Source organism: Caulobacter sp. GW821-FHT10A10 (assembly GCF_059415745.1).
Window position 1 is genome coordinate 533,515 of record NZ_JBWKNV010000001.1, and the last position, 26,824, is coordinate 560,338.

Sequence of the window (26,824 nt, forward strand, 5' to 3'; positions counted from 1 at the left end):
CCTACTCGCGGACCACGAAGTCGATCGCGGGTCCCACCCGGAACGGCAGGTCCGTCAGCACCATGTCGTTCTCCCGCAAATCGACTTCCCAGTTGGGCCTCAGACGACAGGTGACCCGGAACACGGCCGTCTGGAAGGCGACGAAGAACGAGTAGAGCAGGTCCTCGTCGGTCGTCCTTCCCAGGAAATTGATAGGGGCGACGAGGCTGGAGACGCGCTCGCGATCGGCCTGGGTCGCCGCCTCCGACCAAGGCGCGCTATCGATGGTTTCGAGCAGGGTGAACCGCCCGTGCGGCCCGATGATGAAGGCCAGGAACAGCCGGATGAACGCTGTCGCCGTCTCCGTGGTGGGCGGCCGCTCCGCCCCCCGAACGAGGTTGTAGAGCCAGCTTCTTTCGGCCATCGCCAGTTCCGCGCGCTCGTCGCTGGCGAAGACCGGCGTCAGGTAGTCGCGCCCCTCGATCGCGACCAGCACCAGGGACGTCTCGGGCAGGAAGACCAGGTCCGCGATCCGGCTTCGATCCTCGGAGGGCGCTCCGCCGTTCGCCGTCACGACGGCCTCCTGCGCCCGCTGCAGCCTGGCCCGCTCCTCTTCCGCGACCGCGCGGAGCGGCACGCCGGCGAAGGTCTCGATATCCACGGGCGACACGACCGTCTTGAAACGCTGTTCCGCCGGAACCGTGTCGTCCGGCAGGCGGGAAGGCCAGGTATCCAGATCCGACTGCCGCCGACAGCGTCGAAGCACGCGCCAACCGAAGGGATTGATCCGATGCTCGAACAGCGGCCGCTCCCCGGACGGGAGAAAATCGGACAGACCCGGGACCTCGAGCGGCTTGGACGCGCTCAGGTCAACCTGACCGTCCGGCGTCAAGCGCGCGATCAGTTCATAGAGCTCTCCGAAAATGCCCATGGTCCCGGTCGCCAGATAGCCGTCATCCTCGGCCTCGACTTTCAGCGGACGCACCGCGGCGCGCAGGAGGTCGCGGCCTTCGGCCCGAAGATCAGGCGAGAAGGGCATCGCCCGGCCGGGTTCGAGCACCACGCCCCCACGGCCGGCTTCATTGGCCTGGAACAACGCCACCCAGGCGCGCACATAGTCCGCCGCCAGTTCGGGAGTGTCCAAGGCCAGGCTTCCACGTTGTCCCAGTTGGAGGAACGCCCCAGCCGACGGGCCGATCGAGGCGAACTCGTTGTCGCTGACGATGAAGGCCTTGGCCGCCATCGGAATCTTCTCTTCATCGATGAGCATGGCCTCGACCAGGCGCCATCCGGGCACGAACGAGATCGTTTCGCACGACCAGGCGATCCGCCGTTTTTCGATCGCCAACGCGAACTGGGGCTGATGTCTCAGGATCGAGTTGATGTCGTTGTGAGACTGCTCACCGCTGACCACCTCACCCACGCTCAGGGTGCTTGGATGCGACATCTCGCCATGAGGCGGCTCCGCGGCGGCGACCGCCCTGTTACCCTGGTCTGACTGAGCCTGGGCTCCGCGGTAAATCTGGTACCGATGGGCCGTTGCGACGAGGGGATGCTTCACCGCCTCGCCGTCGGGACAGGCCCGCGCCAGCTGGAAGGACAAGTCCGCGAAGAGCGTGGCGTGCTCTCGGCCCAGTCGCCCGACGAGGGGGTCCATGCGGCTCGCCATGGCGGCGATGTCGCTCCATCGCCCCTCGTTCGCGGCGCGATACATGAGCCGGGTGAAGACCACGAAGAGCCGTTGATCAGGATAGAGTTCAGCTTCGAGGCTCATTGCGTGGCCTGCCCGGAAATGTGTTCGAGGATGAGGTTCAATATGGTCCAGTCGCCTCGTTGATCGGCGATGATGGCGATGGTCGTCAGAAGCGACGAAACGTCCTTTCCGGACTCGTTGGCCAGCGCGAGGGGCATGGCCTGAAGCATTCCCTCGGGAGTGAGGAGCGGAGCCAGCAGGCAATTAATGTGCAGCCGCTGCTCATGGAGATCGCGGTCCGACGCCCCGCGTTCGACCTCGAAGAGAGCGCTCCAGTCCTTCAGCGTGGGAGCGTCGCCGTTCACATAGGCCTGACCGGCCATGGCCACGGTCGCATCGGCGATCAATTCGTGCAGGCTGTAGGCCTCGCCTTGGGTCAGGACGTCGGGAGCCGCCAGCCGCCGCGCGAAAGTCTCGCGCAGGAATTCGGCTGTCGCCGCCGGAACCGCTCCTTCATGCGGAACGATGCTATAGAGGCTGCTGGCCAGCCCTCGGATCACCTCCACCGCGGCGTCGCGGCAGACCGTCTCCAGGGTCTCGAGACGCAGGTCGGCGGAGGCCTGGGTGGTCACCCCCGCAAGAAGGCCGCCGGCCTGGCCGATCAGGGTCATGAGATCGGGGTCTTTCCAGTCGACCCCGTCGGACTGCGCCATGGACAGGAAGTCGGCCAGATGAGCGTCCGCCGCTTCACCCGATCCGGCGAAACTCGCGAGGAGGGCCACGATCCACAGGACGCGCGACTGGATGAACTTCTTTCGCGCCGCCCCGCCATCCGCGCCCGCCGACGGATCGCTGACCAGGCCGCGCCGTAGTCCCTCCCGCACCACCCGGATCCACTCTCCGAGCCGCTCCTGGTCCTGCGGAGACAGGGCCGTCCGGACCTTTTCGGCGGAGTCCTGGTTGAACACAGTATCCAGCGCCCGCCACACCTCGTTCGCGGAAAGCTGCACCAGGCCATAGGTGATATCGATCGTCGCCGTGTCTTCCTTGGCCAGGCGGAAAACGAAATCTCCCAAGGCGATGTAGAGGTCGCCCCCCTCCGACAGGCCATAGGCGATGTTCAGCAGGGTGGTCGTCAGCGGCTGTTGCGGCTTTGGGCGCGCCAGCAGCCATGGCGGCAGATTCGGGATCGTCTCGCCGACTTCGCGAAGACGTGCCAGCGCGGTCGCGCCGTCCTGGTCTCCCGATCTTTTCCCGTCGAGATAGGTGCACCCCGACAGATGACGCATGATCCGGAAGAGCACCTCGTCGTCGTCTTCTTCACGCAGGCGCTCCCAGGCCCGCCGGATCATGGTCGCGACCGCGTCGGGATCGCCCAGGGCGTCGAGCACGAACATCAGGTCGCGCTCCGCCGTCAGGAGCGTCGCGCGGATTTCCGCGGCGGGGCGCAGCGCCAGGAGTTCCTCCTCCAGACGCATGACCTCCTGGATGATCTCGCGGCGGGGACAGGCCTGATCTGAACCCGACGGGATGGGAACCGGCGGGGGCGCGAAGCCGATGATGTCGGCGCTGGAGCCCACCGTGAAGAAGGTCGCCGCGGCGTTGAAGGTGTCGGACAGCGGCGAGGCGATCTGCGGCGGCTCGATGACGCTGCTGCCCAGGAACTGCGGCGCATAGCGCGGGTCGCTCTCGACAAGCTCCTTGTGATAGGCGGTGCTGGCGACGTAGGCGGCCTCCTTCAGGGCCGTGGCGATCGAGGTCACGACGTCTTCGCCGAGAGCCTCGATCCGCCCGGCGTAGAGCCTCAGCCGGGAGGCCAGCCGCAGCGCCTCGCCGGCCAGGCGCAGGTGCTCGTCGGCCAGGGCCTGCTGGTGGCCCGAGGTGAGCCCCGGACTTTCGGCCTCCTTGACCAGCAGGCGCGCCGCCGCGCCGAGGTCGGCGATCAGCGACCGGAGCAACTCGATGACCCAGTCGTCCGCGACGCCGGCCGACGGCAGCAGGTCGCCGCAGGCCGCGACGCGGATCGGGAAATCGCTGAACGTGCGTCGGACGAAGGCGGCCGCGTCGCGCGCGGCCACCCCCCAGGCCGTATCGACCAGGAAGCTTCGCTGCCTGGCGGTCAGTTCGTGCTGCTCGGGGTCGAGCCGCTGCAGCACGAAGAAGGCCCCGAGGATGTCGGGCTCCAGCGCGCCGAGGGTTTCATGGTTCGCGCGGCTGGTCATGCGCTGGAAGCGCTCGCCGTCGAAGGCGTACGGGCCCAGGGCGAAGGAAGGCAACACCTTGGCGGCCAGCTCGACGTCCTTGGGCGCGACGTCCTTGATGGCTTCGTCGAGCGCGTCCTGCGTCACGTGCCCGAGCGTGAACGTGGAAAGGCAGAGCAGGTTCTCGTGCAGCGCCTCGCGCTGGGTCTCGATCAACGCGTCGGTCGCCGACGTCTGACGCCAGAACAGCTGGCGGTCGCGCTGGATCAGCCCCGCCAGGGTCTGGTCCTTCTCGATCCGGAACACCAGATCCTGCCAGCCCGTCGGTCCCGGCCCGCCGCGATCGGCGATCATCGAGGCCAGGGCTTCGGCGGCGATCGCCGCGAACAGGGGACGCGGGGTCTGCTCGCCAAGCGCCGTCGCCTGGTCCAGCCGCTTGGCCGCGACGATCAGCAGGTCGTCGGGCGGCAGATCCTCAACGTGCTGGCGAAGCCGGCGCTGCATCAGGCCGATGACCGCTTCGCGCGAGACAGGCCGCAGGCCCAGGACGCCCTTCTCGCACCCCGCGGCCTTGTAGAGGCGCGGCCGGATGGTGTCGCCTCCCGGCCCCACCAGTTGCTCGACGAGAGAACGGCCGCCTTCCCGCGCGATCAGCAGGACACGCAGGGGGTATTCGAAGTCCACGCAGCGCTGCGCGAAGGCCGCCAGCAGGCGCCTGAGCGCATCCGGCCAATCGAGCGCGTAGTCGATCACCATCAGCGTCGGCTTGCGCGGCCGCCAGTTGTTGTTCAGCAGCCAGGCCAGATCGGCCTCCACCAGTCGCCCCGCCCGCCAGCGCGCGCGTGAGGACCGCACCAGCTCGAAGGCCAGGCGGCTCTTGCCCTCGCCGCCGCGCCCCGTCACCAGCAGCCAGGAGAACGGTTGCGCCTTCACGTCGTCCGGGTCGCCGAGAAACGCCCGCAGCAGGGCCATTTCCTCGTCGCGCCCGACGAAATCGTCGTGCAGCGCGCCATAGTACAGGGTGTCGATGACGCTGGTGGTCGTTCCCACCGTATCGGGCCAGTTCAGGCGCAGCTCGGTGAGGTCGTTGATCCGCGCTTCCAGCACGGCCGCGAGCTGGCCGAGCAGATCCTCGAACCTGCGGGTCAGCTTGTGCTGGTCCACCTCCGCATGGAGCGCCTCGACGACCTCCGTGGGCGTGACCTGGTTCACCTCGATGCCGAACGGCGTGAGGCCCGACCGCTTGATGTCGTCGATCATCGCCTGGCGCAGCTTGGCCTTGTCCTCGAACCGACCGAGAACCCGGGTAAGCATCCGCAACAGGCGATCCAGCGCCGGAATGCGCGCCATGAGCCGCAGAAGGCCCGTCTGGATGGACTGGCTGGCGAGGTCGGGCCCCAGCTCGATGGCCTTGATGGCCAGAACCTTGACGCCCGCGAACACCGTCGGCGCGACGATCCGAGGGCAGCCCAGGTCGGTCAGACCATCGACGCAGATCGTGTTGAGTTCGTTGGATTCGAGCAGGGCCTTCAGCCGCTCGATCTGTTCTCCGAACAGTTTGGCGACGATCTCGGTGGCTGGAAGATCGTCGTCCTGCTCGACCTCCGCGACCACCCCGCCGGTGTTCTCACTCATCTGGCCCCCGCCGCCCTGGTGCAACGCCAGTTGAGCCGAAGCTCAGCCATAGCGCAACTAGGAGAAAGCGCGCAATTTATGCGATAGCCAACCGTTGCAGATCAAAGGGGTAGCCGTCGCCGGCGCCCCTCCGTCGGGTAGTCGACGCTACTGAAATGGATTGCGGCATAGCGTCACAGAATGCATTGCTGCCGAAACTGAAACCGCCGTTCGGCGTAAGTTTTCCGTCCGGGGGAACGGGAACGGGATGACGCGAAGCGCCGCCTTACAGGAAACGGGGCGACAGACGACGCTGCTGGTCGTGCTGGCGCTCGCCTTCGTCGCGACCCAGCTGTTCAGCGACGCCCTGACCCGTGGCCCCAACGGCGTCGCCGCCCTCTGGCCCTGCACCGCCCTGCTGGCCGTCGGCCTGATGGCCCTGGGGCCGCCGCGTCGGCTGATCCTGACGGTGGTGGTCGGGATCGCCCATGTCGCCATCTGCCTGGCCCTGGGCGACGCCCCGGAACGGGCGCTGATCTTCACCGCCGTCAACCTGGCCGAGGCCTGGGGCGCGCGCGAGGCCGTGCGGCGGGCGTTCGGCGGGCCGCCCCGGGTGCGGACCATGCGCCAACTGGCCCTGCTGGTGACGGTGATCGCCCCGGTGGTGGCGGTCACGGCCGGGATCGCCGCCGCCCTGCTGAGCCTGCTGGAGCACCAGCCGTTCCTGGGCCTGTGGCGCGACTGGTTCGTCAGCGGCGCGCTGGGCATGGCGCTGATCGTGCCGGCGGTGCTGGTGCTGATCGACTCCGAGCACCGGCGCACCTTCCACCGCTCGGCCGGCGAGCGGGCCGGGCTTTTCCTGCTGATGGCGGTGCTGACGGCGGCGGTGTTCCACGACACCCGCGCGCCCCTGCCCTTCGTGCTGTTCCCGGCCGCCATCCTCTGCGCCTTCCGGCTGGGGCCGCGCGGGGCGGCCGAGGCGGCCCTGACCATCGCCGTCGTCTCCCTGCCGCTGGGGGTGTGGAACATCTGGCAGGGCCACCTGCTGGCGCCCTGGAACCCGCCGCAGATGACGCGGCTGATCCAGTGCTTCGTCACCGTGGTGTTCGTCACCGCCCTGGCGGCGGGCCTGGCGCTCGCCCAGCAGGAGCGGCTGCGGCGCCTGCTGGTGCGGCGCGAGCAACTGACCCGCTCGGCCCGGGCCCGGGCGCTGGCGGCGGCCGAGGCCAAGACCGAGTTCCTGGCCACCATGAGCCACGAGATCCGCACGCCGCTGAACTCCATCCTCGGCTTCGCCCAGCTCTTGGCCAGCCGCGAGGACCTGCCGGCCGACGCCCACCGCCAGGTCGGCATGATCGACACCGCTGGCGCGGCCCTGCTGACCGTGGTCAGCGACATCCTCGACGTCTCGCGGGTGGATTCCGGCCAGGTCGAACTCCTGCTGCAGCCGGCCTCGGCCAGCGCCGTGCTGCACGACGCGGTCGGCATCGTGCAGTCCGAAGCCGAGGGCAAGAACCTCACCGTCGAGATCGACGTCATCGACCCGGTCGAGGGCCTGCACGACCTGGACGCCCTGCGCCTGCGCCAGGTGCTGCTGAACCTGCTCAACAACGCCGTGAAGTTCACCGAGCGCGGCAAGATCGTCGCCCGCCTGGTCGTCGAGCCGGGCGAGGTCGAGGACCGGCTGCGCTTCGAGGTGATCGACACCGGGGTGGGCGTGCCGATCGAGGACCAGGCGCGGCTGTTCCAGCGGTTCGTCCAGCTCGACAGCGGGGCCACCCGGGCCTACGGCGGCGCGGGCCTGGGCCTGGCGATCAGCAAGTCGCTGGTCGAGCTGATGGGCGGGCGGATCGGGGCCGACAGCGCCCCGGGTCACGGCTCGTGCTTCTGGTTCGAACTGCCGGCCGCCGAGGCCGAGCCGCTGGAGACGCCCGCGCCCGAGGCCGCGCGCGATCCCCGGGCCGCCCGGATCCTGCTGGTCGACGACCATCCGATGAACCGCGAGATCGGGGTCGGGTTGCTGCGCCTGGCCGGCTGCCATGTCGAGACCGCCGAGAACGGCCGCCAGGCCCTGGCGGCGGCGGCGCGCGGCCATTTCGACATCATCCTGATGGACATCCACATGCCCGAGATGGACGGCCTGGCCGCCACCCGGGCCATCCGCGGCCTGGAAGGCGAGGCCGGCCGCGTACCGATCATCGCCATGAGCGCCGACGCCCTGCCCCAGCAGGTGGAACGCTGCTTCGCCGCCGGCATGGTCGACCACATCGCCAAGCCCGTGCAGCGCGAAGTGCTGTACGCCAAGATCGGGCGGTGGCTGGAGGCGGGGGAGTAGGCGGGGGCGGGCGGCGGCGAAGCAGCGGCGCCTCCCCTATTCTCCCGTCATTCCCGCCCTTGTGGCGGGAACCCCTGGTTCCGTACGCACGTGAAGCGCCAGCGGACTGCTCAGCAGTCCGCCCCTTCTGCCCTTGCGGCTGACAGAGGGTTTCCCGCCACAAGGGCGGGAATGACGGGAGGAAAGGGTGGGAATGACGGGAGCTTGGGTTGGGCGGCCGTCAAACCTGGCGCGGGACGGGCGTCCACTCGAAAACGGCCGAATAGAGATCGTCCCAACGCAGATTGTCGCGCTCGATCAGATTGATCTTCCACTGGCGTGGCCAGCGCTTGAGGGAGGTCTCGCGCCGGATGGCTTCGGCCATGGTTTCGTGGACCTCATACCAGACGAGCCGCTTGAGCCCGTAGCGACGGGTGAAGCCTGAACCGGTGCCTTCACGGTGTTGAACGATCCGGGTCTGGAAGTCGGCGGTGACGCCGATGTAGAGCGTGCGACGGTAGCCGTCGCTCATGATGTAGACGGCGATCCAGGCGGTGTTGAGGTCCATGGCGTCCGCTCGCTGAACGATCGCCACAACCTTAAGTTCACTTTTTGTTCACGTCGCCCATTTTCACTCCCGTCATTCCCGCCCTTGTGGCGGGAACCCCTGGTTCCGCTGACACGTGAGGCGCAAGCGACGTGCTGAGCACGTCGCCCCTCCTGCCCTTGCGACTGACAGAGGGGTTCCCGCCACAAGGGCGGGAATGACGGGAGATTAGATGGACGGGCTTGGCGATAGACCGCACACGCCGCTAACCTCCGCGCCGTATCGTACCGGGGGATCCGCCATGACCTTTTCGCGCCGCGCCGTGACCGCCGCGGGCCTCGCCCTGCTGGCCAGCGCCTGTTCGCCGGCGAAGAAGGACGCGGCCCCGGGCCTGACCAAGCTGAAGCTGGCCACCGACTGGCGGGCGCAGGCGGAGCTGGGCGGCTATTACCAGGCCGTGGCCACCGGCGAGTTCACCAAGCGCGGGCTGGACGTCAGCATCGTCCAGGGCGGCCCCGGCGTGAACGTGCCCCAGTTGCTGGCCACCGGGGCGGTGGACATCGGCGTCGGCTCCAACAGCTTCATCGTGCTGAATCTCGCCAAGGAGAACGTGCCGGTCAAAGCCGTCGCCGCCTACATGGACAAGGACCCGCAGGTGCTGATCGCCCACCCCGGCCAGGGGATCGCCAGCATCGCCGACATGAAGGGCAAGCCGATCCTGCTGTCGGACGCCTCGGTGACGGCCTTCTGGGTGTGGCTGAAGGCCAAGCACGGCTTCACCGACGCCCAGGTGCGGAAATACAATTACTCGGTCGCCCCGTTCCTGGCCGACAAAAGCCTGATCCAGCAGGGCTATGCGACGTCGGAGCCCTACCTGATCGAGAAGGCGGCCGGCGAGAAGCCGGCGGTGTTCCTGCTGGCTGACGACGGCTATCCGGCCTACGCCTCGTTCGCCCTGGTGACCGACCAGATGATCCAGGCCAAGCCCGCCCAGGTGCAGGCGATCAGCGACGCCCTGGCGGCCGGCTGGAAGAGCTATCTCTACGGCGACGCCAAGCCGGGCGACGCGGCCATCCTCAAGGACAACCCCGAAATGACCCAGGATCTGCTCGACCAGGCCCGGGACAAGATGCGGTCCTACGGCATCGTGCCCAAGGACGGGATCGGCGCCATGACCGACGCCCGCTGGGCCGAGTTCTTCCAGGTGGCGGCCGACCAGGGAGTCTACGACAAGGGCCTGGATTACAGGAAGGCCTACAGCCTGGGCTTCCTGCCGAAATAGTTCCTCCCCCGTGAAACGGGGGAGGGGGACCCCGAAGGGGTGGAGGGGGCGACCGCCGCACATGCGCTCACCAGTCCTGACGCTGAAACGCGCCCGCCGCCTGCGCCGCGAAATGACGCTGCCCGAGACCATGCTCTGGCAGCGTCTGCGCCGTCGGGGCGAAGGCCCCACCTTCCGTCGCCAGCATCCTGTCGGCGCCTACATCCTCGACTTCTATTGTTCGGCGGCGCGATTGGCGGTGGAGATCGACGGCGCGGGGCATGACACGGCCGATCAGGCGAGGCATGACGCGCGCAGGGACGCGTGGCTCGCGTCGCAGGGGATCGAGGTCATGCGCATCGCCGCCGGCGACTTCTTGCGGGATCCGGACGAACTGGCGCTGGGCGTTTGGACCGTCGCGGCCGAGCGCGTGGGCGGAGTGCGGCCTGGGTCTGAGTGGCGGTCGCCCCCTCCACCAGCTTCGCTGGTCCCCCTCCCCCGCGATGCGGGGGAGGAGAAGTGAGCGTGAACACCATCGCCTCCCTCCATCAGGTCGAAGTCGACTATCCGCGCGGCCGCGCCCTTGGTCCCGTGGACCTGGCGCTTTCCGCCGGCGAAGTAGTGGCGCTGGTGGGGCCGTCGGGGTGCGGGAAGTCGACGGCCTTGCGGTTGCTGGCGGGGCTCGAAAGCCCGACGCGGGGGAGCGTCACCCGGGCGGCGGGCAAGGGCGAGACTTCGGTGGTGTTCCAGGCGCCGACCCTGGCGCCGTGGATGAGCGCGGCGGCCAATGTGGCGCTGCCGCTGGAGCTGGCGGGCGTTCCGGCGCGGGAGGCCCGCGGCAAGGCGCGCGAAGCCCTGGCGCAGGTCGGTCTCGACGGGGCGCAGGACGCCCGGCCGGCGCAGCTGTCGGGTGGCATGGCCATGCGGGCGTCGCTGGCGAGGGCGCTGGTCACCCGGCCGCGCCTGCTGCTGCTGGACGAGCCCTTCGCGGCCCTGGACGAGATCACCCGCCGCGCCCTGGCCGACGACGTGCTGGCCCTGTGCGCCGAGCTTTCGCCGGCCGTGGTGTTCGTCACCCACAATGTCGAGGAGGCCGTCTACATGGCCGGCCGCGTGGTGGTGCTGACGCCGGGGCCGGGGGTGGTGGCGGGCGAGGTCGTCGTGGAGGGGCCGCTGGTGCGGCCGGCGGGGTTCCGGACGACGGCCGCGTTCCGCGAGACGGTGGAGGCCGTGTCCGCGCTGCTCGCGCGGCCCCCTCAGTCGGCTCCGCCGACAGCTCCCCCAGAGGGGGAGCATCTTAAATCCTCCCCCTCTGGGGGAGGTGGCCCAGAGGGCCGGAGGGGGTCCGCGCCATGACCCGCCTCCTCGCCCCCGTCCTGTTCATCGCCTTCCTGCTGGCCGCCTGGGAAGGCGCCTGCCGCCTCCTGCACGTGCCGGCCTATCTGCTGCCGGCCCCGTCGGAGATCGCCAAGGCCCTGGTCGAGGCAGGCCCCCTGCTGGCGCTGAGCGCCTGGGGCACGCTTTCCACCGCGTTGGCCGGCCTCGTGCTGGCCGCCCTGGTCGCCCTGGCCCTGGCGTTCGCCGCGGCCCTGAGGCCGGTGGTCGAGGACGCGTTCCGACCCGTCGCGGCCATCCTGCAGGTGACGCCGGTGATCGCCATCGCGCCGCTGGTGACGATCTGGGCCGGCATCGACCATCCGGGCCGGGCGGTGACGGCGCTGGCGGCGGTGATCGCCTTCTTCCCGATCTATTCGGGGGCCGTGGCGGGCCTGAAGGCCGCCGATCCGGACCTGTCGCGATTGTTCGACCTCTATGGCGCCAGCGCCTGGCAGCGCCTTGTCCGCCTGCGCCTGCCCTCGGCCCTGCCGGCGATTCTGGAGGGGATCAAGGTGGCGGCGGGACTGGCCCTGGTGGGCGCGGTGGCGGCCGAGTTCGTGGCCGGGTCGGGCTCGAGCCAGGGCCTGGCCTGGCGGATGCTGGAAAGCTTCAACCGCCTGCAGACGGCGCGCGGCTTCGCGGCCCTGGCGGTGCTGGCCCTGCTGGGCGTGGCCTTGCACGCGGCCCTGGCGGCGGCCGAGCGGCGGTTGCTGGCGTGGTGGCGAGGGCGGTAGGACGCTCCCTTCCCCCACCTATAACTCCCGTCATTCCCGCCCTTGTGGCGGGAAACCCTATGTCAGCCGCAAGGACGGTAGTGGCGACGTGCTCAGCACGTCGCTTGCGCTTCACCTGCGAGCGGAACGAGGGGTTCCCGCCACAAGGGCGGGAATGACGGGAGAGAAAGGGATGGCGGCAGAGGACGAGGCGCCGGACCGCTCCACCCAAAATGTCGCACGCCCGACGCTGGAGCCATGCCGTTAGGCGGCGATTAAGCGGCGTCGGCTAAGGGTTGCAGACTGCAATACCCACGCCCGGACCGGCATGCGCCTCGTTCTGTCCCTGCTGCTGCTCGCCAGCGTCGCCCTTCCGGCGCGCGCAGAGGACGCGCGTGAAAGCCGCTACGGGCCGCGCAGCCAGCGCGTGGAGGCCGCCGCCCGCGCCGACTATACCGGTCCGACCCTGAGCTGGACCGGCAAGGCCGCCGCCCCGACGCCCGACGCGCAGGACCCGCGCACGAACGGCCGTCCCGCTCCGGTCGCCGCCTGGGCCGGCTACGCCAACGCCGCCCCCGCGCCACAGCGGACCGCCCCCGCTCCGGTCTACGCTCCGCCGGTTCCGCAGGCCGTCCAGCCGGCGCCCCAGCAGGGCGCCCTGCCGACCAGCCTCTATTCGCCGCCCGTGGCTTCGGCCGCGATCCCGCCCGCCGCGCCGCGCGAGCTGGCCGGCGGTCCGCCCGCGCCGCCCGTGCAGGCCCAGACCACCACCTACGCCGCCAACGCCCGCGCTCCGGATGGTCTCGCCCCGCGCACCTATTCGGTCGGCCGGATGTTCGGCCTGACGCCCGACCGCATCGAGGCCCCCGGCCCGCCCAACACCGTGCTGATGGCCGTCGACCCGGCCGCCGTCGCCACCGCCCCGGCGGATGACGGCGAGCCCGACCACGGCTCGGCCGCGTGGCTGGCGGAGGCCGCCCAGGAGGCCGGCCGCGACGCGCCGACGAAGAAGAAAAAGACCGCCGAGGAGAGCGACCTCTGATGCTGCAATCGCGGTTGCACGACCTGATCGCCCTCGCCGACGAGCCGTCCAGCGCCCGCCGCCGCGACCTGCTGCGCGGGGTGACCGATCTGTTCTTCACCGCCGACGACCATGGGGCCGTCGAGATGGGCCTGTTCGACCAGGTCATGGGCCAGCTGGCCGGCGAGATGGAAGAGGCCGTCCGGGTCGAGCTGGCCGAGCGCCTGGGCCAGTCGGCCAGCCCGCCGCCGGCCCTGACCCGCAACCTGATCAGCGACAGCATCGCCGTCGCCAGCCCGATCCTGTCGGGCGCCGCGACGCTGTCGGACGCCGACCTGCTGCACGTGGCCCAGACGCAGGGCCAGGAGCACCTGCGGGCGATCTCCAGCCGGGCCCGCGTGTCGAGCGCCGTCTCCGACGCCATCGTGGCGCGTGGCGACGACGACACCCTGGGCGTCTTGATCCGCAACGAGGGCGCGGAGCTGTCGCGCGCGGCGCACGAGACCGTGGTCGACCGCGCCCAGGCCAATCCGGCCCTGCACGAGGCGGTGATCGACCGCCAGAGCCTGCCGGTCGACCTGCTGAACGAGATGTATTTCGTGGCCGAGGCCCGGCTGCGCGACCGGATCATGGCCCGCAACGAGGCGCTGGACCCGGCGGTGCTGGAGGCGGCCCTGGCCGCCGGCCGCAACCGCCTGGCCGCCCGCGACGGCGCCCTGCCGGCCGACTACGACGCGGCCATGGCCGAGTTCGCCAAGATCAAGGCCCGCGGCGGCGTCACGCCCCAGGCCCTGGCCGGCATGCTGCGCGCCAAGCAGACCACCCTGTTCCTCGGCGCCCTGTCGGACATGGCCGAGATCGACTTCCACACCGCCCGCAAGATCCTCGAGCGCAAGGAGCTCGACGGCCTGGCCGTGGTCTGCAAGGCGGCCGACTTCGACCGCGCCCTGTTCCTGACCTTCGCCCTGCTGATCCTGGATCCGTCGGACGAGGTGATGGGCAAGGCCAAGGCCTACGGCGAACTCTACGCCGCCCTGCCCCGCGAGAGCGCCCTGCGGACGATCCGGTTCTGGCGCATGCGGCGCAAGACGGGGGCCGTGGCGGCGGCCTGACCTCTTCCCTCTCCCCTTGCGGGAGAGGGTGGCCCCCGCGAAGGCGGGGGTCGGGTGAGGGGTCGAAAGGCCTGTCAGCCGCGATGGCTGAACGACCGGACGCGGCTTTCTTCTGAGAGACCCCTCATCCGTCGGCTTCGCCGCCACCTTCTCCCGCAAGGGGAGAAGGAAGTAGTCTCGACCACCCCCACGCGGCCAGCCAGCAGGCCATGGCCCAGGCGGCGCCGACGCACCAGCCGGCCAGGACATCGCTGGCCCAGTGGACGCCGAGATAGATCCGGCTCAATCCCACCAGCACCGAGAAGAACACCGCCGCCCCCAGCGCCAGGGCCTTCAGCCGGCGCTTGACCGAAAACCGCGCGGCCAACGCCCCGAGGGTCAGGAACACCACCGCCGACAGCATGGCGTGGCCGCTCGGGAAGCTGGGGTTGGCGGCCTCGACGGCGCGGTAGACAAGGTCGGGGCGCTCGCGCAGGAAAAGGTGCTTGAGGCCCTGGCTGATCGCCACCCCGCCGGCCGCCCCGACCAGCACCACCAGGGCCTCGGCCCAGCGGCGCAGGCTGGCCAGGGCCGCCAGGGCCAGGATCACCAGCAGGGTCAGCACCGTCACCGAACCAAGCGCGGTGACGTCGGCGGCGGCCGTGTGCAGCCATTCGGGGCCGACCAGCTGGTGCGGTTGGCCGGGCAGGCGCAGGGCCTGCAGGACCTGCAGGTCGAGCCGGCGGGTGTCGCCCTCGACCACCTCGTCGGCGATGTTCAGGAAGGCCAGCAGACCCAGGCCCGCCACCAGCAGGGCGGCGGTGGCGGCCAGTTCGCGCCGGGCGGTCTTCAGCAGCAGCGGCAGGTCGCGGCGGGGGTTGAAACGGAGCTTGGGACGAAGCTTCAGGGTCATGCGCACTCAACGCGCGAAATCGCCGATCGGCGCAACTCGAATAGCGCAGGTATTGCTACAATATTTCATGAATGAAACATGAACCGTTCCTGATCTTCGCCGTTCATCACCAGTCCAAAACGACCTGTCTAAGGTGGGGACATCGAAGGAAAGGACTACGCCATGAAGCGTCTCATCATCACCGCCGTCGCCGCCTCCCTGCTGGCCGGGACCGCCCTGTCGGGGACGGCCATGGCCCAGCCCCGTCACGACGACCGCTATCAGCAACAGCGCGCCTACGAGCAGGGCCGCAAGGACCAGGCCCGCCAGGAACGCCGTGACGACCGTCGCGACGATCGCCGCGAAGCCCGCCGCTGGGCCAAGGGCCAACGCCTCGACGCCCGCTATCGCGGCGACGGCTACTACGTGAAGGACTACCGCCGTCACGGCCTGCGCCAGCCGCCCCGCGGTTACCGCTGGCAGCGCGTGAACGACCAGTACGTCCTGGCCGCCGTCGCCACCGGCCTGATCGCCTCGGTGATCATCGCCAACCACTAAGGACTTTCCAGTCCCACGCGAGGGGCGGCGGAGCGATCCGCCGCCCTTTTCGCGTGCGCGGAACCTCCCCCCGTGGGGGAGGCGGCCGAAGGCCGGAGGGGGGACGGTTTCAGCTTCCGAGACAGCGGATCGTCCTTGCAACGCCTCCCCCCACCGATCGCTACGCGATCGCCTCCCCCACAGGGGGAGGTTCCTTGATGATCTGGCCTCCCCATTTCCGCAATTCCCCCTTCCCCTCCCGGGGGTCGAAGCGCTAATCGGAAAACATGCCCGAACTGACCGACAGCCACGCCGCCGATCCCCTGATCACCCTGGCCCCGGACAAGTGGGTGACGCTTCGCGACGCCTTCGGCGTGGACAGCGACATGAAGGTTCCGGCCTTCAGCCATCGCGACAGCCACGTGCCGGAGATCGACAGCGCCTACCGCTTCGATCCGCAGACGACCAAGGCCATCTGCGCGGGCTTCGCCAAGGACCGCCGGGTGATGGTCCAGGGCTATCACGGCACCGGCAAGTCGACCCATATCGAGCAGATCGCCGCCCGCCTGAACTGGCCGCTGGTGCGCGTGAACCTCGACAGCCACGTGTCGCGGATCGACCTGGTCGGCAAGGACGCCATCGTCCTGAAGGACGGCAAGCAGGTCACCGAATTCCGCGAAGGCATTCTGCCCTGGTCGCTGCAGCGCCCGATCGCCCTGGTGTTCGACGAGTACGACGCGGGCCGTCCGGACGTGATGTTCGTCATCCAGCGCGTGCTGGAGGCCGGCGGCAAGCTGACCCTGCTCGACCAGAACCGCGTCATCCGCGCCAACCCGTATTTCCGGCTGTTCTCGACGACCAACACCATCGGTCTTGGCGACACCACCGGGCTCTATCACGGCACCCAGCAGATCAACCAAGGCCAGATGGACCGCTGGTCGATCGTCACCACGCTGAACTACCTCGACCACGACGTCGAGGCGGCCATCGTGCTGGCCAAGAACCCGTCCTACGACAACGCCGAGGGCAAGCGCACCCTGGCGGCCATGGTCCGCGTGGCCGACATGACCCGCAACGCCTTCATGAACGGCGACATCTCGACCGTCATGAGCCCGCGCACGGTGATCACCTGGGCCCAGAACGCCGAGATCTTCGACGGCGACATCGGCCTGGCCTTCCGCCTGACCTTCCTCAACAAGTGCGACGAACTGGAGCGCCCGACCGTCGCCGAGTTCTACCAGCGGGCCTTCGGCCAGGACCTGCCGGAAAGCGCCGCCCGGGTGAAGGTGGCGTAAGGCCGCCGTCCGCCAAGCCGACGAAATCATCGTCATCCCGGAAAGCCCGAAGGGCTTATCCGGGACCCAGGGGCCGGCGCACTGCGGTCGCCCCTGGGTCCCGGCTCTCCGCTTCACTGCGGCCGGGATGACGACTTTTGAGTTGCGCTGAGAAACGCGCTTAAAGCGCCCCCGGTCGCCCCAGCACGTCCCGGACGATCGCGCCGCACGAGGCGCAGGCGATGGCGGTGTCGAGGCCGGTCTGGCCGTAGTGCTTGATCACGAAGCCGGGGGAGACGACGTCGACCCGGAAGCCGTAGGGCTCGGCCAGAGGATCGTCCCACTCGGATAGATCGACGCGCCCGCGCGTGCCGCAGGCCTCGCAGCCGACGTTCCAGGACCAGAAGTCGCGCTCGACCATGGCCGCCCCTCCCCGGGGCGACGCCGCGCCCTCGGAGAAACGGTCATATCAGAAACGCGGGGCCGGCTTGGTCGGTTAGCCGACGCTCGCCGCCGCCGTCTCGAACAGCAGGTCGCGGGCCCAGCGGCGGCCGGGGTCGCGGTGGGTGCGGTCGTGCCAGACGGCGGTCTTGGTGAAGCCGGGGATCTCGATCGGCGGGTCGCGGAAGACCAGGCCCGGCGCGTCCTCGACCAGCCGGCGGGGCGCCACGGCGATCAGGTCGGTGGTGCGCAGGAGCTTCAGCAGGATCAGGAAGCTGGTCACCGACAGGGCCACCCGCCGCGTGCGGCCGAGCTGAGCCAGGGCCGCGTCGGTGACGCCGAAGAACGGCTCGCCCGAATAGGACACCAGGGCGTGGTCCAGGGCGCAGAAGCGGTCGAGCGACAGGGGCTTTCGCGCGTCCGGATGATCGGCGCGCAGGGCGCAGACGTAGGTCTCGTCGAACAGGGCGCGGGCGTGCAGTTCGGGCGGGCTGGTCTGCGGCGTCATGAAGGCGATGTCGACCTCGCCGCGCTCGAACTGGCCCAGCACGCGGGCGTCGTCCAGCGGCTTGACGGCGACGACCAGGTTCGGGGCGCGGCGGCGCAAGGCGGCCATGAACGGGGCGACGATGGCTTCCAGCGCATAGTCGGTGGCCGCCAGGGTCAGGGTGAAGGCCGCGGTGGCCGGGTCGAAGGCGGCCGGGCGCAGCAGGGCCTCGACGCCCGCCAGCACCTCGCGCACCGGGCCGGCAAGGGCCAGGGCGCGATCGGTCGGCGTCACGCCCCGGCGGGCGCGGACGAACAGCGGGTCGTCGAAGGCGTCGCGCAGGCGAGCCAGCATGCCGCTGACCGCCGGCTGGGTCAGGCCCAGGCGATCGGCGGCGGCGGTGACGCTGCGGGTGTCGAGCAGGGCGTCCAGCGTCTTCAGCAGATTGAGGTCGAGCGTCTTGATATCGCGCATCGTTATGGATCCGATACCGAATGGCGATTGGCCTTATAGCGCGGCGAAGCGCATCTGACACCTCGTCCAGGGACGCCCCCGTCCCCGCCTATCGAGGTTTCCCCATGCACGCCATCCACTGGCCCGAAGGCTACCTGCCCGGGACCACCGACAACTTCGTCTCCAACGAGATCATCGTCCCCGGCCTGACCGCCGCCCAGGTCTGGCCGCTGCTGGCCACGGCGACGGCCTGGCCGACCTATTACGAGAACGCGTCGGACATCGCGTTCCATGACGTTCCGGGTCCGGAACTTTCCGCCGGCGCGCGCTTCCGCTTCACCACCTTCGGCTTCCTCGTGGAGGGGAAGGTCGTGGAGTTCGTTCCGCCGACCGAGGGCGCGCCGGCCCGCATCGCCTGGCACGGCTGGGTCGAGGGCGACGCGACCGAGCGGCTCGACGTTCACCACGCCTGGCTGGTCGAGGATCTCGACGGCGGCCGCGTGCGGATCCTGACCCAGGAGACGCAGAACGGTCAGCCGGCGCGGGACCTGGCCGCGACCCTGCCCAACCCGATGCTCAACGCCCACCAGGCGTGGCTCGACGGCCTGGCGAAAGCGGCGCGAGCGTAAAGATCCTCCCCCTCTGGGGGAGGTGGCCCGGAGGGCCGGAGGGGGCCAGCGCCGGCGCAAGACCCCCTCAGTCGCTTCGCGACAGCTCCCCCAGAGGGGGAGCATCTACCGCCGCCTGTGCCCCCAAGGCACAGCTGCTTTTCCACCATCGCCCTTGAGCCGCTCCGCCCGCGCCCACATCTGCGCCCTTCCTCCCCGTCGAAAGAGCACGCCCTTCATGTCCGCCCTGTTCACGCCCTTCCGCCTGAAGGACGCCGCCCTTCGCAACCGCATCGCCATCCCGCCGATGTGCCAGTACAGCGCCGAGGACGGCGTCACGACCGACTGGCACCTGCCGCACTATGCCGGCCTGGCGCGCGGCGGGGCGGGGCTGGTGATCGTCGAGGCGACGGCGGTGTCGCCCGAGGGCCGCATCTCGCCCGGCTGCACCGGCATCTGGACCGACGAGCAGGCTGAAGGCCTGGCCAAGATCGCCGCGGCCATCAAGGCGGCCGGGTCCGTGCCCGGCATCCAGATCGCCCACGCCGGCCGCAAGGCCAGCGCCAACCGTCCGTGGGAAGGCGACGACCACATCGCCGAGGGCGACCCGCGCGGCTGGCAGACGATCGCCCCGTCGGCCATCGCCTACGGCCAGGGCCTGCCCAAGGTTCCGCGCGAGATGACCCTGGCCGACATCGAGCGGGTGAAGGCCGACTTCGCCGCCGCCGCCCGCCGCGCCCGCGAGGCCGGCTTCGAGTGGCTGGAGCTGCACTTCGCCCACGGCTACCTGGCCCAGAGCTTCTTCTCGCGCCATTCCAACCACCGCACCGACCAGTACGGTGGCGACGCCCTGGCGCGCGGTCGGTTCATGGAAGAGACCCTGGCGGCCGTCCGCGCCGAATGGCCGGAGAACCTGCCGCTGACCGCCCGCTTCGGCGTGCTGGAATATGACGGCCACGACGAGGAGACCCTGGTCGACTCCATCGACCTGACCCGCCGGATGAAGGCCGGGGGCCTCGACCTGCTGAACGTCAGCGTCGGCTTCACCATCCCGAACACCAACATCCCGTGGGGCACGCCGTTCCTGGGTCCGATCGCCCGCCGGGTGCGCGAGGAGGCCGGCCTGCCGGTGGCCTCGTCCTGGGGCCTGGACGCGCCGAAGCTGGCGGAAAGCCTGGTGGCCGAGGAGCAGATGGACCTGGTGATGATCGGCCGCGCCCATCTCGCCAATCCGCACTACGCCTACGAGCTGGCCCAGGAACTGGGCGTCGAGCGTCCCACCTGGGCGACCCTGCCGGCGCCCTATGCCCACTGGCTGGACAAGTATCGTCCGGCGGCGGAGCTGGCGGCGGCGGCGGAGTAAGGAGACCTTCTCCCCCTCCAAACCTCGTCATCCCGGAAAGCCCGCAGGGCTTATCCGGGACCCAGGGGTCGGCGCATCGGGGTTTGGCTGGCGCCTTCAGCCGCCGCCGACGTCACGTCGCTAGCCCCTGGGTCCCGGCTCTGCGCTTCGCTCCGGCCGGGATGACGACCTTGGGGACGGGAGAGGGGATCTAAAGCGGCACCGCGTAGGTCTGCTTCATGGTCTGGGCCGGGATGTCGGTCTTGACGTTGAGCACGCCGCGGATGCGGGTCAGGTGGTCGGCCTGGAAGCGGCGGTAGGCGGCGATGTCGGCGGCGACCACGCGCAGCAGCAGGTCGCAGTCGCCGAGCATGACGTAGCACTCGACCACCTCGGGCATCTTTTCGATCTCGGCGACGAAGTGCTCGACGGCGTCCTCGTTCTGCGAGTTCAGCCAGATGCGGGTGAAGAAGGTCTGGCCCCGGCCCACCTTGGCCGCGTCGATCACCGCCACATAGCGCTCGATGATCCCCGACTCCTCCAGGATCCGCACCCGCCGCAGGCAGGGCGAAGGCGACAGGCCGACGCGCTTGGCCAGCTCGGCGTTCTGGATGCGGCCGTCCTTCTGCAGTTCGCGCAGGATGCGGCGGTCGATGTCGTCGAGCTTCATGGAATCTGCTGCCAGGATCTGGCGATCAGCATCGCCTGGATGCCAATCATTGATCATATGGGAGCATGATCGCAACCCGATTGCGCGAGGTTTGCGCTAGGCTGCCAATCCTTCCCGCAACCGCTCCTCCTCCGGTCGCCCATGACAATCGAAACCTGCGCTCCCGCCGCCATGCCTGGCGACGGGCCCTCCGAACTGCGCTCTGAATCCAGGGCCGAATTCACCAGAGGCCTCGTCGCCTCGCTGCCGGTGACGGCCGGCTTCGTACCGTTCGCCCTGGTGCTGGGCGCCCAGGCCGCCCACAAGGGCCTGAGCGTCGCCGAGACGCCGCTGATGACGGGCCTCAACTTCGCCGGCGGCTCGGAGTTCGCGGTCATCGGCCTGTGGACCTCGCCGCCGCACCTGCTGCTGATCACCGCCGTGACGCTGATGATCAACAGCCGCCACCTCTTGATGGGCGCGGCCCTGACGCCGTTCCTCAAGGGTTTGCCCAAGCGCCGCGTGCTGCCGGCCCTGTTCCTGATGTGCGACGAGAGCTGGGCCATGGCCCTGGCGGATGCGAAAGCGCGCGGGACCTTCAGCTTGGCCCACTACCTAGGCGTGGCCCTGCCGATGTGGCTGGCCTGGATCGCCTTCACCGCCCTGGGCGCGATGGTGGGACCGGTGCTGGGGAACGTCGAGACCCTGGGCTTCGACATGGCCTTTCCGGCGATCTTCCTCGTGCTGCTGCGCGGCATGTGGAAGAGCTTTTCGGCGGCCCGGCCGTGGCTGGTCAGCCTGGTGGTCGCCGCGACCGGCCACCTGCTGGCGCCGGGGGCCTGGACCGTGGCGGCCGGCGCCCTGGCGGGCCTGCTGAGCGCCTGGGTGTGGGCCGGCAAGACCGAAGAAGAGGCCGCCCAATGACCTCGCTGATCTCCCTGCCCGTCCTGCTGACGATCCTGGCCATGGCCGGCGTCACCTACCTGACCCGCATCGGCGGCTATCTGATGCTGAGGAACCGCACGCTGGGGCCGCGCGCCACGGCGGTGATGGAGGCCGCCCCCGGCTGCGTGCTGATCGCGGTGATCGCCCCGCACTTCGTCTCGCCGCGCCCGGCCGACCTGCTGGCCCTGGCGATCACGTTCGCAGCGGCCCTGCGCCTGCCGATGCTAGCCGTGGTGCCGATCGGCATCGTCGCGGCCGGCGGGCTGCGGTGGCTGATGGGGTAGGGCTCGCCCCCTCCCAAGCCCGTCATCCCGGCCGCAGCGAAGCGAAGAGCCGGGACCCAGGGGCGGGCGGCAATGCGGCGGCCAACACCCCTGGCGGCCAGACAAGGCGCCGAGCCCAGTCCCCTGGGTCCCGGATAAGCGCTGCGCGCTTTCCGGGATGACGGTGAAAGGGCGCTGAGAAAGACCCCCTCAGGCGTCCGGCCGCCAGGCGGCCTCGAACGCGGCCGCCTCGACCTGGACCAGCGACATCCGCTCGTCGCCCTCGACGGCCTCGTAGCCGGCCCGCAGGTTCTCGGTGCTCTCGTAGAAGTCGCCGTCGGTCAGGTTGTCGGCCTCGGGGCCGAAATAGTTGGCGACGCTGTCGCGCTCGCGGCGGCCGTCGCGGAAGACGTCGACCATGCGCAGCACGCGGCCGTCCTCGTCGACCTCGTAGAACAGGGTGACGGGCTCGTCGGCGTGGTCGTGGGTCCAGTCGCAGCGGTAGTGGGAAAGGCTCATGGCCGCTCCTTTCCCCCGCCGCGCCGCGCGGGGCAAGGCCCGCCCTTGCCATGCCTCCTCCGCACGGCCATCTCTTTGATCATGACCACGCCCGCCGAAGACCTGCTCGACCGCGCGGCCGCCGCGGCCCTGTCGCTGGCCGCCGACCGTCCCTGGCCGCAGATCGCCCTGCGCGACATCGCCGTGGCGGCGGGCGCGCCGTTCGCCGAGCTCTATGTGAAGGCCGACAGCAAGGCCAAGGTGCTCAGCCACCTGTCGCGCCGCTTCGACCAGGCGGCGCTGAACGCCGACGCCGGCGAGGGCGCGGCCGCCCACGACCGCCTGTTCGACGCCGCCATGGCCCGCATCGAGGCCATGGAGCCGCACCGCCACGCCCTGATCGCGATCGCCAAGTCCGAAGGCCTGCCCCGCTCGGCCGCCCGCTTCCCCAAGACCGCCCGGGCGATCCTGGAGGCGGCGAGCGTCGAGGCCACGCCCGTGCGCCTTGCGGCCATGACCGCCGTCTGGGCTCGCGCCCTGCAGGTCTGGCGCGACGACGAAGGCGCCCTGAACCGCACCATGGCCGAACTCGACAAGCGCCTGAAGCAGATGGCCGAGCAGCTGGGCAAGGTGGGCGCGGGGTTCTAGGGGGCGCAATCTATAGGCGCGTCATTGCCCATAAACTCCCGCCAAGGTTAAGTTTGATCGTCGGCGAGCGACCGTAGCGCACTGCGCTACATTCCGCTCGACATTCGTAGCGCGATACGCTACACATGATGGCGGACATTGATGATCCAAAGCTGGAAGAGCGACGCCGCCAAAGCCGTATTCCTGGGACATTCGCCCAAGGGCTTTCCCGCCAATCTCGTGCGGCGAGCCCGTCGAGTGCTGACCCAGCTGAACGCGGTCACCGAGGCGGCGCAGATGCGCATACCGCCCGGCAATCGCCTGCACGCCCTGGACGGGGATCGGGCCGGCGAGTGGTCGGTCAGCGTGAACGACCAGTTCCGGATCACCTTCCGGTGGGGCGACGACGGACCGGAAGACGTCTGGTTCGGCGACTATCACTGAGCGCATGGATGCAAAGGACACGGACGATGAGCGACACCTTCCTCGATCTCGACTTCGTCTCGCCGCTGCCGCACCCCGGCGAGATCCTGCGCGAAGACTTCATGGCGCCGATGGGCCTGACGGCGGGCGCGCTGGCCAAGGCGATGGGGCTGAAGGACCGAACGCGGATCGAGCGCCTGGCCCGCGAGGCCCAGCCCGTGACGCCCGACACGGCTCTGCGGCTGGAGCGGGTGTTTTCCATGGACGCCCGGTTCTGGATGAACCTGCAGGCCCAGCACGACCTGTCCCGGACGGTGATCGAGCGCCGCGCCGACCTGGAAGCGATCAAGCCGCTGGTCGCGGCTTAAGCCGTATCGACATTCAGCTGTTCGCGACCTTCAAATCCGCCTCTCCCCGCGAAGGCGGGGATCCAAGCTGGATTTCAGGATGAGGCTCGGCCGTGGATCAACCGCCACCTCGGCTTGGATCCCCGCCTTCGCGGGGATGCTCGGTGAAAAATGAGCTCAGGCTGGTGAATGACGATCAGGCCTAAGCCTCGTTCCCCCTAAGCCTCGTTCCACGACAGGCTGCTGTTGCGGGCCACCTTGATCGCGCGGGCGACGGGCGGGGGCACGGTGGCGGGCCAGCGGGCGGCGACGAAGCGTTCCTTGGTCAGCCAGGCCAGGGAGACGCTGTCGGACTGGTTGCCGCCGAGGATGCGATAGGCCCCGTCGTCCTCGCCGGCGTAGAAGCCGACATGGCCCTTGCCGCTGCCACGGCCGTCGCGCCAGAACACCATCACCGCGCCCGGCGTCGGGGCGGTGGGGATGCCGAAACGCTCCCAGGCGCGGGCCGACAGCAGGCCGGCCGGGGTCGGCTCGCGGTCGAGGGTGGCCGAGACGCAGTGACCCACGAAGAGGCCGCACCAGGGCACGTCGTCGCCGGTGTAGATGCTCTTGAGCCCCTGGTCGGAGGCCCAGTCGATGATCTCGGGATTATCGCCCCGGCCAGGCTTCTCGCGGGTGCCGATCAGCCGGCGGGCCTCCTGGAACCAGACGAGGCCCGGGTCGTCGAAATCGGCCAGGGTCAGGGGCGTGGGGGCGTTGACCGCCGGGGCGCCCTGGAACAGGGCCGCCAGGGTCAGGGGGCCGACCACCCCGTCGGGCTCGAGCCCGTGCTTGAGCTGGAAGCGGCGGACGGCGGCCACCGTGGCCCGTCCCCACACCCCGTCGATCGGCCCGGGCGTATAGCCGCGCGCCGCCAGCTGCTGCTGTATGTCCTTGATTTTCATGACCGCAACTCCGTCGCGTAGCGGTGTTATCCGAACGACAAGCCGCGCCACGAGTCAATCATGGAGTGTATTTCACGGATTGCCCGCAATCCTTACATCACCGCTGCGTCGGAAGCGGTCGCGCCCCGGCCAGGCCGCCCTGTGGTTGAAAACCCCGCGCCGGGCGCTCCATAGTCGCGGCGCAATATGGTCGGGGATTCGAAATGAAGATTTGGACGGGTCTGGGGTGCGGCGCGCTGCTGGCGGTCGCGACGCTGGCGATCGGTGGGCAGGCCGCGGCGCAGGCGCGCGACTATGTGGCCAAGCCGGTCTGGGTGCGCACGCCGAGCGTCGACGACATGACCCGCCTCTATCCCAAGGCCCTGCACGGCGCGGTCGCCAAGGGCGTGCTGGAGTGCCAGCTCGACGCGGCCGGCGCCCTCTCGTCCTGCACGGTGACCAGCGAGACCCCGGTCGACAAGGGCGTCGGCGACGCGGCCCTGAAGCTGTCGCGGCTGTTCAGGATGAAGCCCGTGGACCGCGACGGCAAGCCGGTCGATGGCCGCTGGATCACCCTGCCGATCACCTGGCGGGCCGGCTTCGGCCACTAGGCAGGGCTACGCATATGAAATTGAAGCTGCCTTCCTGGGCCTTGTGCCCAGGATCCATATCGGCGGCAGGCTGTGATTTTGACGTCTCGCGAAGCCGAAAGTCCGAGGGCCAAGCCAAATTCAACGAGAGCTGAACCATGGATCCTGGGCACAAGGCCCAGGAAAGCGGTTTCTTTGGAACCTAACCCACGTCCAAAATCCATATGCGATAGCCCTGGGCCACTGACCGGGTCTACCCCGGCAGGCGCATCACGGCCCGCAGTCCGCCCATGGGCGAGCGCTCCAGCACCAGGTCGCCGCCCAGGCCCCGGGCCATGTCGCGGGCCAGGGCCAAACCGAGGCCCACGCCCTTCTCGTTCTGGTTCCGCGACTCGTCGAGGCGGTTGAAGGGCTTGAAGGCCTCTTCGTAGCGGTCCTCGGGAATGCCGGGGCCGTCGTCGTCGACCATGATCAGCACCCCGCCGGTCAGGCGCGGCTCCAGGGTGACGCGGACGGTGTCGCCATGGGCGGCGGCGTTGTCCACGAGGTTGGCCAGGGCCCGCTTGAAGGCGCTGGGGCGCAGGTTGGCGCTCAGCCCCTGCTCCAGCACCGTCTCGACGCTGGCCCCGCCGCGCTCGGCCCCGGCGCAGACCCCGGCGATCAGCGGCGCCAGCTCGACGGCCTGAAGGGCCTCGCCGCCCTCCCCCCGGGCGAAGGCCAGGTACTCGTCGATCATGTGCTCCATTTCGGAGAGATCGCGCTTGATGGCCTCGACCTGCGGGCCGGGCTCGGCCAGGGCCATCTCCAGCTTCAGCCGGGTGAGCGGGGTGCGCAGGTCGTGGCTGACGCTGGCCAGCAGGGCCGTGCGCTGCTCGATGTGGCGCTGGATGCGGGCCTTCATGGACAGGAAGGCCTGGGCCGCCTGGCGCACCTCGCGCGCGCCGTGCGGCTTGAACTCGTGCTCGGCCCCGCGCCCGAAGGCGTCGGCGGCGTCGGCCAGGCGCTCGATGGCCCGCACCTGGTTTCGGATGAACAGGATGGCGATCGCCGTCAGCAGCATGGTCGCCACCACCATCCACAGGATGAAGATGTGGCCTTGCGTGGCGAAGGCGCGGTCGCGCGGGGCGAAGATCCGCAAGGTGCCTTCCTTGACCTTCACCCGGATCTCGACGTGGGCGGCGTAGCGGTTGGAGGCGTCGAACCAGAAGGGCTCGTCCAGCCGCTCCTCCAGCGCCCGCTGCATCGAGCGGTCGAGCGAGGCGAACATCGCCGGCCGCTTGCCCGTGGGCAGTTCGCGGCCCTTCAGCAGGGCGATGGACAGGTCCATGGTCTGCTCGGCGCGATCGGCCATGCGGGCCACGGCGTCGGGGCTGGGATCGTCCTGGTAGGTGGCCACGGCCCAGGCGATGTCGCCGGCCAGCCCTTCGGACAGGCGGCTGTTTACCGTCTCCCAGTGGGCGTCGAAGAACCCCCAGGTGACGGCGATCTGCATCACCGCCACCGGCAGGACGATGATCAGCAGCGACCGGCCGAACAGCGAGGTCGGCAGCCAGCGCTTGATCTGGCGCGGAATGAACAGGCGGGTGCGCAGGCGCATGACCTAGACCCTCCCCCTGAAGGGGGAGGTGGCCGCCCCCGGGTCCGGCCTCTGGCCGGCCCGAGGATAAACTCCGCCGACGGAGGGGGAAGTGACTTCCCCGGCTCCGCAGACACT

General features: G+C 69.7%; 26 protein-coding genes and 2 pseudogenes. 17 read left to right on the forward strand and 11 right to left on the reverse strand.

The features are described 5' to 3' along the window. Nucleotide 1 precedes the first annotated feature (1 nt). Complete coding sequence (locus AC07NS_RS02560; RefSeq protein ID WP_494601210.1) at nt 2–1,753, reverse strand: hypothetical protein; 1,752 nt, start codon at nt 1,751–1,753, stop codon at nt 2–4. Further along, entirely contained in the window at nt 1,750–5,487 is a 3,738-nt protein-coding gene (locus AC07NS_RS02565) for a hypothetical protein (RefSeq protein WP_494601212.1), read from the reverse strand. The genes AC07NS_RS02560 and AC07NS_RS02565 overlap by 4 nt, the downstream gene beginning before the upstream one ends. 268 nt (nt 5,488–5,755) lie before the next feature. Here AC07NS_RS02565 and AC07NS_RS02570 point away from each other — a divergent pair, with 268 nt between their 5' ends. Next, on the forward strand, nt 5,756–7,822 hold the full coding sequence (locus AC07NS_RS02570; protein WP_494601214.1) for a hybrid sensor histidine kinase/response regulator: 2,067 nt from the start codon (nt 5,756–5,758) through the stop codon (nt 7,820–7,822). A 220-nt stretch (nt 7,823–8,042) separates the two neighbouring features. Here AC07NS_RS02570 and AC07NS_RS02575 read toward each other — a convergent pair whose 3' ends face one another. Further along, nucleotides 8,043–8,369 (reverse strand): GIY-YIG nuclease family protein, encoded by a 327-nt coding sequence (locus tag AC07NS_RS02575; RefSeq protein WP_494601216.1) that lies wholly within the window; start codon nt 8,367–8,369, stop codon nt 8,043–8,045. 280 nt (nt 8,370–8,649) lie between these two features. Between AC07NS_RS02575 and AC07NS_RS02580 the strand changes: the two genes are divergently transcribed. The 6 genes and pseudogenes from AC07NS_RS02580 (at nt 8,650) to AC07NS_RS02605 (ending at nt 13,832) form a co-directional block, all read left to right on the forward strand. Next, complete coding sequence (locus AC07NS_RS02580; protein ID WP_494601217.1) at nt 8,650–9,630, forward strand: ABC transporter substrate-binding protein; 981 nt, start codon at nt 8,650–8,652, stop codon at nt 9,628–9,630. Between the two features lie 61 nt (nt 9,631–9,691). Further along, the gene (locus tag AC07NS_RS02585; protein ID WP_494601219.1) at nt 9,692–10,132 is read left to right on the forward strand and encodes an endonuclease domain-containing protein; all 441 of its coding nucleotides are present in this window, start codon (nt 9,692–9,694) and stop codon (nt 10,130–10,132) included. A gap of 2 nt (nt 10,133–10,134) precedes the next feature. Then, a pseudogene (locus AC07NS_RS02590) lies at nt 10,135–10,875 on the forward strand (ABC transporter ATP-binding protein); the annotation flags it as partial. Between the two features lie 86 nt (nt 10,876–10,961). Continuing rightward, on the forward strand, nt 10,962–11,720 hold the full coding sequence (locus AC07NS_RS02595) for an ABC transporter permease (protein WP_492853868.1): 759 nt from the start codon (nt 10,962–10,964) through the stop codon (nt 11,718–11,720). A gap of 307 nt (nt 11,721–12,027) precedes the next feature. Further along, complete coding sequence (locus AC07NS_RS02600) at nt 12,028–12,741, forward strand: hypothetical protein (RefSeq protein ID WP_494601221.1); 714 nt, start codon at nt 12,028–12,030, stop codon at nt 12,739–12,741. After that, nucleotides 12,741–13,832: a DUF2336 domain-containing protein gene (locus tag AC07NS_RS02605; protein ID WP_110133351.1), complete on the forward strand. Its 1,092-nt coding sequence runs from the start codon at nt 12,741–12,743 to the stop codon at nt 13,830–13,832. Before AC07NS_RS02600 ends, AC07NS_RS02605 begins: the two co-directional genes overlap by 1 nt. Before the next feature lie 124 nt (nt 13,833–13,956). Here the strand turns inward: AC07NS_RS02605 and AC07NS_RS02610 are convergent, their stop codons facing one another. Further along, the gene (locus AC07NS_RS02610) at nt 13,957–14,724 is read right to left on the reverse strand and encodes a phosphatase PAP2 family protein (protein WP_494601223.1); all 768 of its coding nucleotides are present in this window, start codon (nt 14,722–14,724) and stop codon (nt 13,957–13,959) included. A 162-nt stretch (nt 14,725–14,886) separates the two neighbouring features. Between AC07NS_RS02610 and AC07NS_RS02615 the strand changes: the two genes are divergently transcribed. Beyond that, nucleotides 14,887–15,261 (forward strand): RcnB family protein, encoded by a 375-nt coding sequence (locus tag AC07NS_RS02615; protein ID WP_494601225.1) that lies wholly within the window; start codon nt 14,887–14,889, stop codon nt 15,259–15,261. A gap of 266 nt (nt 15,262–15,527) precedes the next feature. Next, entirely contained in the window at nt 15,528–16,535 is a 1,008-nt protein-coding gene (gene cobS / locus AC07NS_RS02620; RefSeq protein ID WP_110120590.1) for a cobaltochelatase subunit CobS, read from the forward strand. A 58-nt stretch (nt 16,536–16,593) separates the two neighbouring features. On the opposite strand, the pseudogene AC07NS_RS02625 reads toward cobS, so the two are convergent. The 3 genes and pseudogenes from AC07NS_RS02625 to AC07NS_RS02635 all read right to left on the reverse strand — a co-directional run. Next, nucleotides 16,594–16,668 (reverse strand): annotated as a pseudogene (locus AC07NS_RS02625) (hypothetical protein); the annotation flags it as partial. A gap of 27 nt (nt 16,669–16,695) precedes the next feature. After that, nucleotides 16,696–16,935 (reverse strand): hypothetical protein, encoded by a 240-nt coding sequence (locus tag AC07NS_RS02630; protein ID WP_494601227.1) that lies wholly within the window; start codon nt 16,933–16,935, stop codon nt 16,696–16,698. A gap of 75 nt (nt 16,936–17,010) precedes the next feature. Next, on the reverse strand, nt 17,011–17,916 hold the full coding sequence (locus tag AC07NS_RS02635; RefSeq protein WP_494601229.1) for a LysR family transcriptional regulator: 906 nt from the start codon (nt 17,914–17,916) through the stop codon (nt 17,011–17,013). Between the two features lie 104 nt (nt 17,917–18,020). Between AC07NS_RS02635 and AC07NS_RS02640 the strand changes: the two genes are divergently transcribed. Together AC07NS_RS02640 and AC07NS_RS02645 are read left to right on the forward strand one after the other, a co-directional pair. Continuing rightward, on the forward strand, nt 18,021–18,524 hold the full coding sequence (locus tag AC07NS_RS02640; protein WP_494601230.1) for an SRPBCC domain-containing protein: 504 nt from the start codon (nt 18,021–18,023) through the stop codon (nt 18,522–18,524). Between the two features lie 217 nt (nt 18,525–18,741). After that, nucleotides 18,742–19,866: an NADH:flavin oxidoreductase/NADH oxidase gene (locus tag AC07NS_RS02645; RefSeq protein WP_494601232.1), complete on the forward strand. Its 1,125-nt coding sequence runs from the start codon at nt 18,742–18,744 to the stop codon at nt 19,864–19,866. A 190-nt stretch (nt 19,867–20,056) separates the two neighbouring features. Here AC07NS_RS02645 and AC07NS_RS02650 read toward each other — a convergent pair whose 3' ends face one another. After that, complete coding sequence (locus tag AC07NS_RS02650; protein ID WP_494601233.1) at nt 20,057–20,515, reverse strand: Lrp/AsnC family transcriptional regulator; 459 nt, start codon at nt 20,513–20,515, stop codon at nt 20,057–20,059. Between the two features lie 141 nt (nt 20,516–20,656). Here AC07NS_RS02650 and AC07NS_RS02655 point away from each other — a divergent pair, with 141 nt between their 5' ends. Together AC07NS_RS02655 and AC07NS_RS02660 are read left to right on the forward strand one after the other, a co-directional pair. Then, the gene (locus tag AC07NS_RS02655; protein WP_494601235.1) at nt 20,657–21,418 is read left to right on the forward strand and encodes an AzlC family ABC transporter permease; all 762 of its coding nucleotides are present in this window, start codon (nt 20,657–20,659) and stop codon (nt 21,416–21,418) included. After that, nucleotides 21,415–21,723: an AzlD family protein gene (locus AC07NS_RS02660; protein ID WP_494601237.1), complete on the forward strand. Its 309-nt coding sequence runs from the start codon at nt 21,415–21,417 to the stop codon at nt 21,721–21,723. Before AC07NS_RS02655 ends, AC07NS_RS02660 begins: the two co-directional genes overlap by 4 nt. 189 nt (nt 21,724–21,912) lie before the next feature. On the opposite strand, the gene AC07NS_RS02665 is transcribed toward AC07NS_RS02660, so the two are convergent. Continuing rightward, on the reverse strand, nt 21,913–22,221 hold the full coding sequence (locus tag AC07NS_RS02665) for a DUF6881 domain-containing protein (RefSeq protein WP_494601239.1): 309 nt from the start codon (nt 22,219–22,221) through the stop codon (nt 21,913–21,915). Between the two features lie 81 nt (nt 22,222–22,302). On the opposite strand from AC07NS_RS02665, the gene AC07NS_RS02670 reads away from it, so the two are divergent. From AC07NS_RS02670 to AC07NS_RS02680, 3 genes are all read left to right on the forward strand, one after another. Further along, nucleotides 22,303–22,848 (forward strand): TetR family transcriptional regulator, encoded by a 546-nt coding sequence (locus AC07NS_RS02670; protein ID WP_494601240.1) that lies wholly within the window; start codon nt 22,303–22,305, stop codon nt 22,846–22,848. 141 nt (nt 22,849–22,989) lie between these two features. Then, nucleotides 22,990–23,271: a type II toxin-antitoxin system RelE/ParE family toxin gene (locus AC07NS_RS02675; protein ID WP_494601242.1), complete on the forward strand. Its 282-nt coding sequence runs from the start codon at nt 22,990–22,992 to the stop codon at nt 23,269–23,271. A gap of 26 nt (nt 23,272–23,297) precedes the next feature. Beyond that, nucleotides 23,298–23,618, forward strand: a complete 321-nt coding sequence (locus AC07NS_RS02680) for a HigA family addiction module antitoxin (protein ID WP_494601243.1) — start codon at nt 23,298–23,300, stop codon at nt 23,616–23,618. A 197-nt stretch (nt 23,619–23,815) separates the two neighbouring features. Here AC07NS_RS02680 and AC07NS_RS02685 read toward each other — a convergent pair whose 3' ends face one another. Then, on the reverse strand, nt 23,816–24,541 hold the full coding sequence (locus tag AC07NS_RS02685) for an NlpC/P60 family protein (RefSeq protein ID WP_110120604.1): 726 nt from the start codon (nt 24,539–24,541) through the stop codon (nt 23,816–23,818). Between the two features lie 203 nt (nt 24,542–24,744). On the opposite strand from AC07NS_RS02685, the gene AC07NS_RS02690 reads away from it, so the two are divergent. After that, nucleotides 24,745–25,131, forward strand: a complete 387-nt coding sequence (locus AC07NS_RS02690) for an energy transducer TonB (protein ID WP_494601245.1) — start codon at nt 24,745–24,747, stop codon at nt 25,129–25,131. Between the two features lie 232 nt (nt 25,132–25,363). Here AC07NS_RS02690 and AC07NS_RS02695 read toward each other — a convergent pair whose 3' ends face one another. Then, nucleotides 25,364–26,707 (reverse strand): ATP-binding protein, encoded by a 1,344-nt coding sequence (locus AC07NS_RS02695; RefSeq protein ID WP_494601247.1) that lies wholly within the window; start codon nt 26,705–26,707, stop codon nt 25,364–25,366. Nucleotides 26,708–26,824: the final 117 nt, after the last annotated feature.